This is a genomic window from Mammaliicoccus sp. I-M35 (assembly GCF_022386455.1).
Lineage (GTDB): Bacteria > Bacillota > Bacilli > Staphylococcales > Staphylococcaceae > Mammaliicoccus > Mammaliicoccus sciuri_A.
In genome coordinates, this window is record NZ_JAJNIL010000002.1 from 282,152 (window position 1) to 296,640 (window position 14,489).

General features: G+C 31.8%; 16 protein-coding genes and 2 tRNA genes. All 18 read left to right on the top strand.

What is annotated here, in order from left to right:
- The first annotated feature begins 1 nt into the window (after position 1).
- Entirely contained in the window at positions 2-1,351 is a 1,350-nt protein-coding gene (locus tag LQ679_RS04125; RefSeq protein ID WP_126477269.1) for a UDP-N-acetylmuramoyl-tripeptide--D-alanyl-D-alanine ligase, read from the top strand.
- A complete protein-coding gene (locus LQ679_RS04130) occupies positions 1,348-2,028 on the top strand; it encodes an alpha/beta hydrolase (protein ID WP_126477270.1) in 681 nt (226 codons plus the stop codon). Before LQ679_RS04125 ends, LQ679_RS04130 begins: the two co-directional genes overlap by 4 nt.
- Before the next feature lie 173 nt (positions 2,029-2,201).
- Positions 2,202-3,731, top strand: coding sequence for a degradosome RNA helicase CshA (gene cshA, locus LQ679_RS04135; protein ID WP_239762114.1), 1,530 nt, complete (start codon positions 2,202-2,204; stop codon positions 3,729-3,731).
- Positions 3,732-3,821: 90 nt separating this feature from the next.
- Positions 3,822-4,301, top strand: a complete 480-nt coding sequence (locus LQ679_RS04140) for a PH domain-containing protein (protein WP_239762115.1) — start codon at positions 3,822-3,824, stop codon at positions 4,299-4,301.
- Positions 4,291-5,811, top strand: a complete 1,521-nt coding sequence (locus LQ679_RS04145) for a PH domain-containing protein (protein WP_239762116.1) — start codon at positions 4,291-4,293, stop codon at positions 5,809-5,811. The genes LQ679_RS04140 and LQ679_RS04145 overlap by 11 nt, the downstream gene beginning before the upstream one ends.
- Positions 5,801-6,265, top strand: coding sequence for a PH domain-containing protein (locus LQ679_RS04150; RefSeq protein ID WP_159315399.1), 465 nt, complete (start codon positions 5,801-5,803; stop codon positions 6,263-6,265). Before LQ679_RS04145 ends, LQ679_RS04150 begins: the two co-directional genes overlap by 11 nt.
- A gap of 30 nt (positions 6,266-6,295) precedes the next feature.
- The gene (gene acpS, locus LQ679_RS04155; protein WP_239762117.1) at positions 6,296-6,658 is read left to right on the top strand and encodes a holo-ACP synthase; all 363 of its coding nucleotides are present in this window, start codon (positions 6,296-6,298) and stop codon (positions 6,656-6,658) included.
- 47 nt (positions 6,659-6,705) lie between these two features.
- Entirely contained in the window at positions 6,706-7,854 is a 1,149-nt protein-coding gene (gene alr, locus LQ679_RS04160; RefSeq protein ID WP_239762118.1) for an alanine racemase, read from the top strand.
- Positions 7,855-7,938: 84 nt separating this feature from the next.
- The gene (gene mazE, locus LQ679_RS04165) at positions 7,939-8,106 is read left to right on the top strand and encodes a type II toxin-antitoxin system antitoxin MazE (RefSeq protein ID WP_025904510.1); all 168 of its coding nucleotides are present in this window, start codon (positions 7,939-7,941) and stop codon (positions 8,104-8,106) included.
- Positions 8,107-8,478, top strand: coding sequence for a type II toxin-antitoxin system PemK/MazF family toxin (locus LQ679_RS04170; protein WP_025904511.1), 372 nt, complete (start codon positions 8,107-8,109; stop codon positions 8,476-8,478).
- A gap of 96 nt (positions 8,479-8,574) precedes the next feature.
- Complete coding sequence (locus tag LQ679_RS04175) at positions 8,575-9,579, top strand: PP2C family protein-serine/threonine phosphatase (protein WP_037589756.1); 1,005 nt, start codon at positions 8,575-8,577, stop codon at positions 9,577-9,579.
- A 104-nt stretch (positions 9,580-9,683) separates the two neighbouring features.
- On the top strand, positions 9,684-10,007 hold the full coding sequence (locus LQ679_RS04180) for an anti-sigma factor antagonist (RefSeq protein WP_025904513.1): 324 nt from the start codon (positions 9,684-9,686) through the stop codon (positions 10,005-10,007).
- Between the two features lie 4 nt (positions 10,008-10,011).
- Entirely contained in the window at positions 10,012-10,488 is a 477-nt protein-coding gene (gene rsbW / locus LQ679_RS04185; RefSeq protein WP_025904514.1) for an anti-sigma B factor RsbW, read from the top strand.
- Complete coding sequence (gene sigB / locus LQ679_RS04190) at positions 10,463-11,233, top strand: RNA polymerase sigma factor SigB (RefSeq protein ID WP_037589755.1); 771 nt, start codon at positions 10,463-10,465, stop codon at positions 11,231-11,233. Before rsbW ends, sigB begins: the two co-directional genes overlap by 26 nt.
- 115 nt (positions 11,234-11,348) lie before the next feature.
- Positions 11,349-13,502 carry a Tex family protein gene (locus LQ679_RS04195; RefSeq protein ID WP_196307901.1) on the top strand — a complete coding sequence of 718 codons (2,154 nt, stop codon included), beginning with the start codon at positions 11,349-11,351 and terminating at the stop codon, positions 13,500-13,502.
- Entirely contained in the window at positions 13,492-13,938 is a 447-nt protein-coding gene (locus tag LQ679_RS04200; RefSeq protein ID WP_239762119.1) for a SprT family protein, read from the top strand. The genes LQ679_RS04195 and LQ679_RS04200 overlap by 11 nt, the downstream gene beginning before the upstream one ends.
- Before the next feature lie 266 nt (positions 13,939-14,204).
- Positions 14,205-14,290, top strand: a tRNA-Leu gene (locus tag LQ679_RS04205).
- Positions 14,291-14,313: 23 nt separating this feature from the next.
- Positions 14,314-14,387 (top strand) — tRNA-Gly (locus LQ679_RS04210).
- The last annotated feature ends 102 nt before the right edge of the window (positions 14,388-14,489 follow it).

Consider the following 14,489-nt stretch of genomic DNA (forward strand, 5'->3'; position numbering starts at 1 on the left):
AATGAATATTAATTTACGTAAAATTAAAGAATGGATTGATTGTGACATTCAAGACGAATATCTTGATGTCGTTGTTCAAGGTACATGTATAGACTCAAGAAAAATTGCTAAATCAAATTTGTTTATACCATTTAAAGGTGAAAATGTAGATGGTCATAAATTTGTACGTCAAACACTTGACGATGGTGCAGGTGCATCATTTTGGCAAAAAGACGTACCAAATCCGCCAGAAGGACCTATTATTTTTGTTGATGACACTTTAGCAGCATTACAAAGTTTAGCTAAAGCATATTTGAAATATGTAAATCCTAAAGTTGTCGCAATTACAGGTTCAAATGGTAAAACGACAACTAAAGATATGGTTGAATGCGTGTTGAATAAATCATTTAAAGTTAAGAAGACACAAGGAAATTATAATAATGAGATTGGTTGTCCATTAACGATACTCGACTTAGATGAAGATACTGAAGTATCCATTCTAGAAATGGGTATGAGTGGTTTTGGTGAAATTAGTGAATTAACACATTTAGCTGAACCTGATGTTGCTATTATCACGAATATTGGTGAGTCTCATATGCAAGATCTAGGTTCTAGAGAAGGTATTGCAAAAGCCAAATTTGAAATTACAGAAGGTCTTAAAGATAAAGGACTATTCATATACGATGGTGATGAGCCATTACTTAAACCTTTCGTATCTGAAATGAAACATGACAAACTATCTGTAGGGGTAGCGAATGATAATGATGTGATTATCAAAACGAATCAATCATCAAGTCATGGCATCAATTTTCAATTGAATAATAGTCATTTCATTTATCATTTAAATATATTAGGTGAACACAATGTTAAAAATGCAACATATGCAATTCAAGTGGCTAAACATTTAGGTGTAACGGAAGATGTTATTCAAAGTTCTCTAGATGATCTTGTATTAACGGATATGCGCATGCAAAGAATTGAAACTGAACAATATGGTTTACTTATTAATGATGCATATAATGCAAGTCCAACAAGTATGAAAGCAGCAATTGATACACTGCATAATATGGAACAAACGGATAAGACACTTATTCTTGCGGATGTATTAGAGCTAGGCGAAATGAGTCAAGAAATGCATGAGCAAGTTGGCTATTATTTAGAACATAAAGCTATACAAACGTTAATCACATATGGTGAAGAAGCGGCTCATATATCAAATATTGCGAAAGCATATATACCTGAAACTTATCACTTTGAGCATAAAGAGGAAATCACAGACTATTTAAAAAATCAATTAAATGAAGACTCTATCACTTTGTTTAAAGGTTCTAGAGGTATGTCACTCGAAACGATTATTAACGCGCTTACATGAAAGTAGGTATCCTGTTTTTACATGGTTATACAGGTGGTCGTTATGAGTTATTACCATTAATTGAATATTTGAGTAGTCGCTATGATTTTATACTTGAAGCGCCGGAATACCCAGGACATGGCTTAAATTTATTGATTAAAGATACAAATGAAGATATGTGGTTTGAGCGAGCGAAACAATCTTATGAAATATTAAGAAAGAAAGCAGATAAGGTCATTGTTATTGGATTTTCAATGGGTGGCATTATTGCTGGTTTGTTAGCTAAAATTAAACAACCTGATCAATTAGTGTTAATTGCACCAGCTTTTGAAAATATCAATATACAATACTTGGTTAAGTCTCCATATGCATTTATCAATAATATGAGATATGCAGATTTGAAGATTCTTGATTTTATGGTGAGACGTACAATCAAAATAAACTATAAATCATTTGTGGCATTTAAAAAATTACAGCAAAGTGCGCTATATGTTCCAGAACAAATAGCAGCGAAAACGTTAATCATACATGGCACAATAGATGGTCTCGTTCCAATAGAGAAATCGAGAAACTTAGTGAAGAGAATAAAGCATGCACGTCTAGTTGAAATTGATAAAGGACCACATGAAATATGTTTATCAAAAGTAAATTATAAAGTTTTTTATGAAGTTGAAAAATTTATATTTAAAAATAAATAAAGAAGTGAAACTGTACTAAATCCCTTTTTAGTGCAGTTTTATTATGTTTTTGTTTATGAAAATTAAATGTAAACGACGATTTAATCGCATTGCGCTATTGGTAAAAGGGTGGTAGTATATAGAAGTTGAATAAAAAAGACGAGATGAATTAACTATATAAAAGGAGAATTATTTTGCAAAAATTTAAAGAATTAGGTATTTCTGAAGCTACCTTAAATGCTTTGGACAAAATGGGATTTACTGAACCAACACCAATACAAATCGAAAGTATTCCATATACATTACAAGGTACGGACGTGCTAGGACAAGCACAAACTGGAACAGGAAAAACTGGTGCATTTGGTATTCCATTAATTGATAAAGTAGCAGATAAACAAGGTGTACAAGCATTGATTCTTGCACCAACACGTGAATTAGCAAACCAAGTGGCAGAGCAATTACGTAGTTTCAGTAAAGGACAAAATGTAAGTGTCGTAACTGTATTCGGTGGTATGCCAATAGACAGACAAATCAAATCACTTAAAAAAGGTCCACAAATCGTAGTAGGTACACCAGGACGTGTGATTGACCACTTAAATAGAAGAACATTAAAAACAGAATCAATTTCTACATTGATCTTAGATGAAGCAGATGAAATGATGAACATGGGCTTTATAGATGATATGAGATTTATAATGTCTAAACTTCCATCTGAAAATCGTCAAACATTACTATTCTCAGCAACAATGCCAAAAGCTATTCAAGAATTAGTTCAAAAATTCATGAAGAGTCCAAAAATTGTTAAAACAATGTCTAACGAATTGTCAGATCCACAAATTGATGAATTCTACACAATCGTTAAAGAATTAGAAAAATTCGAGACATTTACGAATTTATTAGATGTTCAAAATCCTGAATTAGCAATTGTATTCGGTCGTACGAAACGTCGTGTTGACGAATTAACAAGTGCTTTAATCACTAAAGGATACCGCGCTGAAGGTTTACACGGTGACATTACACAAGCTAAACGTTTAGAAGTATTGAAAAAATTCAAAAATGATCAAATCGATATTTTAGTAGCTACAGATGTTGCAGCTCGTGGATTAGATATTTCTGGCGTAAGTCACGTGTATAACTTTGATATCCCTCAAGATACTGAAAGTTATACACACCGTATTGGTCGTACAGGTAGAGCAGGTAAACAAGGTGTTGCCGTTACATTTGTAAATCCAATCGAAATGGATTATATCCGTCAAATCGAAAAAGCTAATAAACGTCAAATGAGCGCTTTACGTCCACCAACACCAGGTGAGGTTATGAAAGCTAAAGAATCAGATGTTAAAGATAAAGTTAAAGGTTGGGTAGAAAGTCCAATCGAAGGCCGTATTGAAAAAATTGCTGAATCATTAATTAAAGAATACGGTGACCAAAAATTAGTTGCTGCATTATTACAAGAGTTAATTACTTCTAACAACGATGCAGAAATTCAATTAACATTTGAAAAACCATTATCTAAAAAATCTAATCATAGAGGCAAACAAGGTAACCGTGGTGGTAACTCACGTGGTAAATCTAGAACTAGATTTGATGGTAAAAACAACAAACGTCGCGGTAATGATAAAAACAATCAATTTGACCGTAACAAAGGTAAAAACAATAAACCAAACAAACAACGTTCAAAAAAACAATTCTCAGGTAGAACATTTGCTGAGCATTCAAAATAAAAACTAAACAAGAAGTGTGTGTAATCTCTAAGGTTACGCACACTTTTTTTATGATATAATACACGTAAATTGAACGATAGAGGAGATTATATGTATAAACCAATACTCGAACACAAAATGCCAAAACAGTCTATAAAATATGAGTATGTAAATCATATTATAAATGTCATAGTTATCTTAGTTTTGTACATTGTATTTGTATTTTTATGGCATGAATATGATTGGTGGACATTTCTCATTTATATTGTGACACCGATTGCGCTGTTGATCATTGCGATAGGATTTATAAGCCCGATCATACGACTTAAAAAAACATCGTTCGAAATTGGAGAACGGTATATTGAAGTACAAAGTGGGCTTTATTATCAAAAACGATTTGTACAACCTTATGACAGAATACAATATGTAACGATAAAGCACGGACCAATTTCAAGATTGTTTAATATTTACTTTGTCGTTGTTGTAACAGCAGGTAATTTAGAAGTGTTACCAATGGTCAACCGAGAGATAGCTGACCAAACGAGATTAAATATCATGACTAAGGTTAAAGAGGTGACTGATGATGTTTGATCCTCAAAAATTACATCCAATATCTTATGTTAGTGGCTTTTTAGCCAGTTTAAAAGAAAATGTATTTCCATTAATAATCGCTGTGTTTATTGTTGTAACACGCGGACTTGATAATTTTTGGGACCTTACATTTCCAATTGTTCTATTAATTTTTTCATTTATAAGTAGTATTTTTAAAGCAATTAAGATTTACAATACACGTTATTGGATTGAGAATGATCAATTGATTATGACTTGGGGTGTCTTTTCAAAAAATCGTAAAGAGTTAAATATTGAAAGGATTCAGTCTGTTGATACTTCTCAAAATATTGTACATCAGTTGTTAGGTGGCGTGAGTTTAAGTATTAAAACTCCGAGTGATGGTATTGAATTAGATACAATTACGAAGTCTCAAAGTGATAGTCTTTCAAAATATTTAAAAGAAAGAAAATATGCTATTAAAAATAAAGAGCAAAGCGAAAATGAGTTAAACGAGGAAGATGGAACGTCGTCTGATTCTGATCAATATGATGTTATTAATGAAAAAGAAGAAGTTGTGTTCTTTAGATTATCAACTAAAGATTTATTGAAGATGAGTTTTACAAGTGGTGGCATTTTGATTGTATTTGCAGCACTTGGCTTATTACTTGGATTTTTCACACAAATAATCGATATCGAGGATTACATCAGTCCACTGATTAATCAAGTTGTTAATTTAACATTTGTTATCATATCAATTACACTTTTATTTATTATATTGAGTTATGTCATTGGATCTCTCATTGTATTTATTAAAAATTATAAATATCAATTAACATTTGATGGGGAACTTTTAACGGTTAAATATGGTTTGTTAACTGTTCAAAAGCGTACCGTTCCAATTAGAAGAATACAAGCATTAAAAGAAGAAGAATCTATATTCAGAAGAGTGATCGGATACACTAAAATATCAGCGATTATTACTTCAGATGGACATTTTGAAAATGGAGAAGATACTGATGTCGGTACTGTGACAATTTTGCCATTTATGAAGAAGAAAGAAGCATATCAATTACTTGAAGATATTATTCCGCAATTTCAGTTTCATTCCGTTAAAAAAGGCTTACCTAAACAAGGTATTCGTAGAAGAGTGTTCATCCCTACCATTATTTTATTGTTAATTGTGATACCTATCCAAATATATTTATGGTCTTATACTTGGATGATCGGATTAGTAATATTCTTGGTTATGCTATTATATGCAAGTATCATTACGTTGAAATCTGGATATAAAATTTATGACGACTCAATTGTCATACTGAATGCAACACCGTTTGAATATACAACAATTTGGGCGAATAGAAATAAGATTTTAACTTTTGAATTACATGAAAATCCAATTATTAAACGTAAAGATATTGCACATTTCACAATTCAAATAGCATATGGAAATGGTATGTTGTCCAAAGGATTAAGATTTATTAATAAACAAGATACGTTAAATATTTATAAATGGTATAAAGATAAAGGAGGTCACATAGATGCTTCCTAGATATAGAATGGATAAAAAGGGAATGGTCGTTGAACGTATTGGATCGCTCATTACAATTTCAATACTCATCATTATATTAATTGTTATGGCAGTAATTTTTAATTTATGGTGGACGACAGCTTCAAAATGGTTTCTGCTTATTCCAGTCGTGCTCATCTTGGTAATAGCTATATATGGTTTAATCATCCAGCCTTATTACATGTATAGAAATTTCAGGTATGAAATAAATGATGATGAAATAAACATTAAATCAGGTATTTTTATGATTAGAGAAACAACGATACCTATGGGTAGAATTCAAAATGTTGATCTATATGAAGGATTCATAATGAGAAAGTTTAACCTGGCTAATATTACGTTGTCCACAGCTGGAGGAAATCGAACGATTCAATATTTAAATAAAGATAAGGCAAATCGTATTAAACACGCGATACAAAATAGAATTGAAAAATGATTTTAATCAGTGAAAATGAAGGTGTTAACGATGATTCAAGGAGTCGGCATAGATTTAGTCGAAATAGAACGTATACAAGATTGGTATACGAAACGACCAGAAATGGTTAATAAAATTTTAACAAAAGATGAAATAAATATTTTTAACAAAATCAAATTAGAATCAAGAAAAGTCGAATTCATCGCTGGTAGATTTGCTGTGAAGGAAGCATTTAGCAAAGCGATGGGTACAGGTATTGGTAAAAAATACGGCTTTCATTCGATTAATTGTTTACCAGATGAAAATGGAAAACCAGAAATCATTTGTGAAGGGTACCGTGTTCATCCGTCCATTACACACACAAAACATTATGCAGAAGCCATTGTGATTATAGAAAATATTAAGCAAGATTGATTTCTATATGATAAAATACAAATATTATAAGAGGAGGTGCCTTGCTGTTGTCCGAAAAATATTATAGGCCAACTTATATCAACGTCGATTTAAAGGCAATACTAGAAAATTATCAAGCAGTAGGAAGACTTCATCCAAATAAGAAAATTATGGCAGTCGTTAAAGCAAATGGGTACGGATTAGGAAGTGTACCAATTGCAACATATTTAATGAATGAAGGTGTAGACTTCTTTGCAGTTGCGACATTAGATGAAGCAATTGAATTAAGAATGCATGGTATTAAAGCTAAAATATTAGTACTCGGCGTTATTAATACTAAAGATATTAATAAAGCTGTTCAACATAGAGTTGCATTAACCGTTCCATCAGAACAATGGTTAGATGATGCAATAGAATCAATAGATGATGATTCTGATAAACCTTTATGGATGCACGTAAAAATAGATACAGGCATGGGTAGAATTGGATTGAAGGATGTTGAAACTTACCAACATGTCGTTCATAAAATAGATCAGCATGAACGCCTTATATTTGAAGGTGTGTATACGCACTTTGCTTCTGCAGATGAACCAAATGATTTTTCTAAAAAGCAATATGAATTATTTGAAGAATTTGTAGAGTCTTCTCAAACACCTGAATATATACATGCTCAAAATTCAGCAGGTGCCTTAAGATATGATGCATCTATTTGTACAGCTGTTAGATTTGGTATTTCATTATATGGATATTATCCATCAAAATATATTCAAGAAATTTCTAATTTAAAATTAAAGCCTTCTGCGCAATTAGTAACAGAAGTCGTTCAAACTAAATATTTAGAACCAGGAGAAACAGTGAGTTATGGTGCAACATTTACTGCTGGTGAACGTATTAAAGTAGCCACATTACCAATAGGTTATGCAGATGGTTACTTAAGAAAGATGCAAGATACGCTCGTGAATGTAAATGGTGTGAATTGTCCTGTCATAGGTAGAGTATGTATGGATCAAACGATGATTAAAGTACCAGATGATGTTCAAACAGGTGATAAAGTCATTCTCATGGATAATGATGTTGATTCGGAACAATCAGCAGAAAAAATTGCTGAAGCACAGGATACCATTAATTATGAAGTACTTTGTAACTTGAAAAAGAGATTACCACGTATCTATCATGATGGTGAAAAGGTTGAAATTACGAACGAATTATTAAAATAGCATAGTCAAATAGAGTTACATTTGTTATGATATTAATAACTTAATCAACAAAATTTACATTTATTTTATCTGGAGGTATTTGTTATGACATCTTTAACGCAAAATCGTACACAAAGTTTAGAACAAACACTGAAAGAAGGCTATCGTTCAATGGCCGATTTAAATCTCTCCCTTGCATCTGAAGCATACTATTGTGAATGTGAAGCTTGTGATTCAAATGAATCGCATATAGCCTCTCAGCAAGGTGAATAAATGAGAAGAGGAGATGTATATCTCGCAGATCTTTCACCAGTTACAGGTTCTGAACAAGGGGGAACAAGACCAGTCGTTATTATCCAGAATGATACAGGTAATCGATACAGCCCGACTGTGATTGTTGCAGCAATTACTGGTAAGATAAATAAAGCCAAAATTCCCACTCATGTAGAAATTGAGGCAGCGAAATATAAATTAGACAGAGATTCCGTAATTTTGCTTGAACAAATCAGAACTATTGATAAAAAACGCTTAAAAGAAAAATTAACATATTTATCTGATGCAAAGATGAAAGAGGTTGATACTGCTATTGCAATCAGCCTCAATCTAACTTTGCAACAAAAATTTGATACATTAGGTAATACATAATGAAATTGTTTTAAAAGAATCAATATTACTTTAAAACGTCTTCCGCTTTAGGATTAACCTAAAGCTTTTTTAGTATATTTGAAACGAGGTGACTTCGTGTCAGAACAAAAGAAACAACAGTATCTTCAATTATTACTTGATTATGTTCAAACAAATGATGACGAAATTTTATCATCTTGCCAAACATTTTCAACTGAAGCCATTGAAGATAATGTTTCACCAGAGGAGATAGTACAATTACATGTAAATATTATGGAACAGGAACAAGAACTGACTAAAGAACAAATCATTCGTTCATTTGATGTTCTTTTAGAAGTCATGATAGGCTATGGCTTTACATACCGAGATTACAAGAAGTTATTAAATAAAATTAAAATTCATGATAAAGAAATGGAAGTTGCGTCTAGCTTGCAACAAACGATGCTAAAGCCTCAAATCCCTCAATTTGATAGTATTCAAATTGGGGCAATTTCTGTTCCAGCACAAAAAGTAAGTGGAGATTATTTTAATTTAATTGATCATAATGACGGAACTATGAGTTTTGCAGTAGCAGATGTTATCGGTAAAGGGATACCGGCAGCATTAGCGATGAGTATGATTAAATTTGGTATGGACTCTTACGGTCATTCGCAATTGCCGAGTGACGGTTTGAAACGTTTGAATCGAGTTGTGGAAAAGAACGTTAATCAAAATATGTTTGTGACAATGTTCTATGGACTATATGAAGAAATTAATAACATGCTTTATTATAGTTCTGCAGGACATGAGCCTGGATACATATATAGAAGTCAGACTGGAGAATTTGAAGAAATGTCTGAACGAGGTATTGTGCTCGGTGTTAATAAACATACACGTTATAAACAAAGTGAAATAAAAATAGAATTACAAGATATGATTATCGTGTTTACTGACGGTGTAACAGAATTGCGCAATCAACAAAATGAATTTATCAAAACGACAGATTTATTAAGTATGATTGATGAGTACAAACAACTACATCCGCAAGACATTGTCCAAATCTTATATGAAGAACTAGTCAAACTACAGAATCCAAATAAAAGAGATGATTTAACGATATTAATTGTTAAAAGAGTTAAATAGTTGTAAGTTAAAAATATTTAAGATGTGTTAAATAAGATTAAACATTTTAAAAACGGGTAAAAATAAATGATGAAAGTCTAATACATTTAGGGGTGTAACAAGGAATGAATCTTAACATTGAAACTACTGAACATGAAAACTACTATGAAATTAAAGTTGGCGGAGAATTGGATGTGTACACTGCGCCTCAACTTCAAGACGTATTACAACCGATTAGACAAAAAGGAACACATGATATACATGTTAATTTGGAGAACGTAAGTTATATGGATTCTACTGGTTTAGGTTTATTTGTTGGCACATTAAAATCACTCAATGAACATGATAAATCACTATATGTGCTTGGTGTATCTGACAGAATTGAGAGATTATTTGATATTACAGGACTTAAAGAATTAATGCATGTCAACAAAGGAACGGAGGTATAATGAGATGACATCTAACTATGATTATATAGAGATGAGATTCCCTGCAGCTCCAGAATATGTTGGACTTGTCAGATTAACATTATCTGGCGTGTTTAATAGAGCTGGTGCTTCATATGAAGATATTGAAGATTCAAAAATTGCAGTGTCAGAAGCGGTAACAAATGCAGTGAAACACGCATATAGTGATAAAGTTGAAGGTGAAATATTAATAGGTTACCTTGTATTTGAAGATAAAATAGAAATCATTGTATCAGATTCGGGTAAAAGCTTTAATTATGAAGAAGCTAAAAAAGTGCTTGGACCTTACCAAGAAAGTGATAATATCAATTTCTTGAGACAAGGTGGATTAGGACTATTTCTTATTGAGTCATTAATGGATGAAGTAAGTGTCCAAAAAGATGCTGGTGTTACAATAAGTATGACAAAGTATTTATCTAAAGAGCAGGTGCAAACACATGACGGAAGAGTCCAAAGTTTATAATGAAGTTTCTCCAGAAGACATTAATGCTTGGATAGCAGATTACCAAGAAAATGATAATAGTGAAGCTCAAGAAAAGCTAGTATTACATTATCAGAAATTAGTAGAATCTTTAGCATATAAATATTCTAAAGGCCAAGCACATCATGAAGATCTTGTTCAAGTTGGTATGGTTGGTTTATTAGGTGCTATAAAAAGATTCGATGTTTCATTTGAAAGAAAGTTTGAAGCATTTTTAGTTCCAACAGTAATTGGTGAGATAAAGAGATATTTAAGAGATAAAACTTGGAGTGTACATGTACCTAGACGAATTAAAGAAATTGGCCCTAAAATAAAAAAGGCAAATGAAGAATTGACTAATGAATTAGGAAGATCACCTAAAATTATTGAAATTGCGAATAGATTAGAAGTAACTGAAGAAGATGTTCTAGAAGCAATGGAAATGGGTCAAAGTTATAATGCCTTAAGTGTTGACCATTCTATCGAAGCGGATAAAGACGGATCTACCGTTACCTTGTTAGATATTATGGGAGAATCTGAAGAAGGTTATGATTTAACAGAAAAAAGAATGATATTAGAAAAAATTCTGCCTATTTTAACGGATAGAGAAAGAGAAATAATTCAATACACCTTTATTACGGGCTTAAGTCAAAAAGAGACTGGCGAAAAAATAGGTCTCAGTCAAATGCATGTTTCAAGACTTCAAAGAACAGCAATAAAGAAATTAAAAGAAGCTGCAATGAAATAAATAATATATTAAGAGAGCCAGAAACATTTCAAATGTTTCTGGCTCTTTTCAAAATCAAAAATGGTTATATTCTATTTATGTTAAAATGGAATATAACTATTTTTAGGAGGCAATTATGAATCAAGAACTAATAGAAATCATAAAGAAAAATCATCCTTTTACAGAAAAACAAATTAAAACTGTACTAGAATTACTAGAAGATAAGAATACAGTGCCTTTTATAGCAAGATATAGAAAAGAATTAACTGGTGGACTTGATGAAGTTGAAATTAAACAAATTGAAAATGAATATACATATGCACTTAACTTGCATAATAGAAAAGAAGAAGTCATCAGATTAATTGATGAACAAGGTTTATTAACAGAAGACTTAAAAAATGATATTTTAAAACAAACTAAATTACAAAGAATAGAAGATTTATATCGACCATTTAAGAAAAAGAAAAAAACAAGAGCTACAGAAGCAAAACGTAAAGGTTTAGAACCTTTAGCTAAATGGATACTTGAAGGTACTTCTAATATTGATTTAGTTGAAGAAGCTTCAAAATATATTACTGAAGAAGTTACATCTCATGAAGATGCCATTAAAGGTGCACAAGATATTATAGCTGAAATGATTTCAGATGAGCCTAAATACCGTAAATACATTTTAAATAGTGTTGAAAGACAAGGTAAATTAGTGACTGAGAAGAAAAAGAAAGCTGAAGATGAGAAAAATATCTTTGAAATGTACTATACATATGAAGAACCGATTAAGAAAATAGTACCTCATAGAGTGCTAGCTATTAACCGTGGAGAATCAGAAGGTATATTGAAAGTAGGATTCGAAATAGATACAGCGTCATTAGAAAGTTATTTAACAACTCAATTTGTGAAAAAAGAACATAAACATATTGAAGTCATTAATGAAGCTATTCAAGATAGCTTGAAAAGATTAATCTTACCCTCTATTGAAAGAGAGATTAGAAGTGAATTAACACAAAAAGCTGAAGAACATGCAATTGAGATCTTCTCTGAGAATTTAAAAAACCTTTTATTGCAAGCACCATTAAAAGGTAAAAAAATACTAGGACTAGATCCAGCATACAGAACGGGTTGTAAGTTAGCAGTTATTAATGAATATGGTTCGTTTGTTGATAAAAATGTGATATATCCTCATCCTCCAGTATCTAAAACTGATCAAGCGGAAAAGATATTTGTAGATATGATCAAGAAACACAACATTGAATTAGTTGCGATTGGTAACGGAACAGCAAGTAGAGAATCAGAACAATTTGTAGCTGAAATGATTAAAAAGCACAACTTACCTTGCCAATTTGTGATCGTTAATGAGGCGGGGGCTTCTGTCTATTCAGCTTCAGATATAGCTAGAGAAGAATTTCCTGATTTTAAAGTTGAAGAGAGAAGTGCTGTATCTATAGGTAGACGTGTACAAGATCCATTAAGTGAACTTGTTAAAATAGATCCTAAATCAATCGGTGTTGGTCAATATCAACATGATGTAAATCAAAAAGCACTAAGTGAAACTTTAAAATTCGTCGTGGAAACTGCCGTTAACCAAGTTGGTGTTGATGTGAACACAGCATCTCCATCATTACTAAGCTATGTGTCTGGTCTTAGCAATACAGTTGCAAATAACATTATTAAATTTAGAGAAGAAAAAGGTGTTATTACACATCATTCAGAAATAGCTAAAGTTCCAAGATTAGGGAATAAAACATTTGAACAAAGTATCGGATTTTTAAGAATATTAGATGGAACTGAACCACTTGATAAAACAGCTATTCACCCGGAAAGTTATGAAGCGGCTTATGCGTTGATTCAATATGTTGGTTTACAAAAAGAAGATATTGGTTCTGATATATTAAAAGAAAAACTAAATAAATTAGATATACAAGATACAAGTGAAACCTTAAATATAGGTATACCAACGCTAGAAGATATCATTGCTTCTTTAATAGCACCATTAAGAGATCCACGAGATGAATTCGAAACACCAATTTTAAAATCAGATGTTCTTTCTATGGAAGACTTAAAACCAAATATGGCTTTAAGTGGTACAGTACGAAATGTTGTCGACTTTGGTGCGTTTGTAGATATAGGTGTTAAACAAGATGGTCTTGTTCATATATCTAAATTATCTAAAGGATATGTTAAGCATCCTATGAATATTGTAAGTGTAGGAGATATAGTTGATGTTTGGGTATTAGATGTAAACCAAGAAAAACAAAAAGTGTCATTAACTATGATAGACCCTAATGGACAATAAGGCACTTCAAGAACTTGTGTCTAATATATCAACGGAATATTTTAATAAGCCTTTTAAACACAATGCAATATTTAACAAAAGGTTAAGAACAACTGGTGGAAGGTATTTATTAAGTAGTCATGATATAGAAATTAATCCGAAGCAATATGAACATTTTGGTGTTGAGGCACTTATAGATATAATTAAACATGAACTTTGTCATTATCATTTACATTTAGAAGGTAAAGGATACCAGCATAAAGACAAAGCATTCAAAGATTTAAGTAACGAAGTAGGTGCACCGCGATTTTGTAAAGCCGTTCAAAGTTATGAAGAACGTGCTAACTATTTATATCAATGTGGGCAATGTAAAACAGAATTCAAACGTATTAAACGTGTTAATACACGTAAATATAGATGTGGACGATGTGGTGGAAAGTTAAAAAATATAACATAAAGAATAATTGGGAAAGTACTACACTAAAAATATGCGAGTGTAGTACTTTTTATTTAAATTTTTAATAAAAAAGCATTGACGAAATAATAGATCCGGCGTATTATAGTTAATGTTGCTTGAACGAAACGTAACAAATATTAAGACAAGTTATTCGATGTAAAATTACATTAAAAAGTTAATCATTTGTATTGACTTTGTAAACTTAATGTAATATACTTAATGACAGTCACTTAAATAACAAATTGATTGAGTACTGCAAACCATGCGCGGTCGTGGCGGAATGGCAGACGCGCTAGGTTGAGGGCCTAGTGGGAGAAATCCCGTGGAGGTTCAAATCCTCTCGGCCGCACCATTCATCAATTTTAATATAGCTAAGCGGGTGTAGTTTAGTGGTAAAACCTCAGCCTTCCAAGCTGATGTTGTCGGTTCGATTCCGATCACCCGCTCCAAATTATTTTATAATGAACATTGAAAACTGAATGACAATATGTCAACGTTAATTCCAATAATTGAGTACTGAAAGTACTTCAGAGTGATTGGCTTAACCAATC

Coding starts and splice junctions, on each gene's coding strand:
- LQ679_RS04180 (WP_025904513.1), top strand. CDS start 9,684: ATGAATCTTAACATTGAAACTACTGAACATGAAAACTACTATGAAATT.
- LQ679_RS04195 (WP_196307901.1), top strand. CDS start 11,349: ATGAATCAAGAACTAATAGAAATCATAAAGAAAAATCATCCTTTTACA.
- LQ679_RS04140 (WP_239762115.1), top strand. CDS start 3,822: ATGTATAAACCAATACTCGAACACAAAATGCCAAAACAGTCTATAAAA.
- mazE (WP_025904510.1), top strand. CDS start 7,939: ATGACATCTTTAACGCAAAATCGTACACAAAGTTTAGAACAAACACTG.
- LQ679_RS04150 (WP_159315399.1), top strand. CDS start 5,801: ATGCTTCCTAGATATAGAATGGATAAAAAGGGAATGGTCGTTGAACGT.
- sigB (WP_037589755.1), top strand. CDS start 10,463: ATGACGGAAGAGTCCAAAGTTTATAATGAAGTTTCTCCAGAAGACATT.
- LQ679_RS04170 (WP_025904511.1), top strand. CDS start 8,107: ATGAGAAGAGGAGATGTATATCTCGCAGATCTTTCACCAGTTACAGGT.
- rsbW (WP_025904514.1), top strand. CDS start 10,012: ATGACATCTAACTATGATTATATAGAGATGAGATTCCCTGCAGCTCCA.
- acpS (WP_239762117.1), top strand. CDS start 6,296: ATGATTCAAGGAGTCGGCATAGATTTAGTCGAAATAGAACGTATACAA.
- LQ679_RS04145 (WP_239762116.1), top strand. CDS start 4,291: ATGATGTTTGATCCTCAAAAATTACATCCAATATCTTATGTTAGTGGC.
- LQ679_RS04130 (WP_126477270.1), top strand. CDS start 1,348: ATGAAAGTAGGTATCCTGTTTTTACATGGTTATACAGGTGGTCGTTAT.
- LQ679_RS04200 (WP_239762119.1), top strand. CDS start 13,492: ATGGACAATAAGGCACTTCAAGAACTTGTGTCTAATATATCAACGGAA.
- LQ679_RS04125 (WP_126477269.1), top strand. CDS start 2: ATGAATATTAATTTACGTAAAATTAAAGAATGGATTGATTGTGACATT.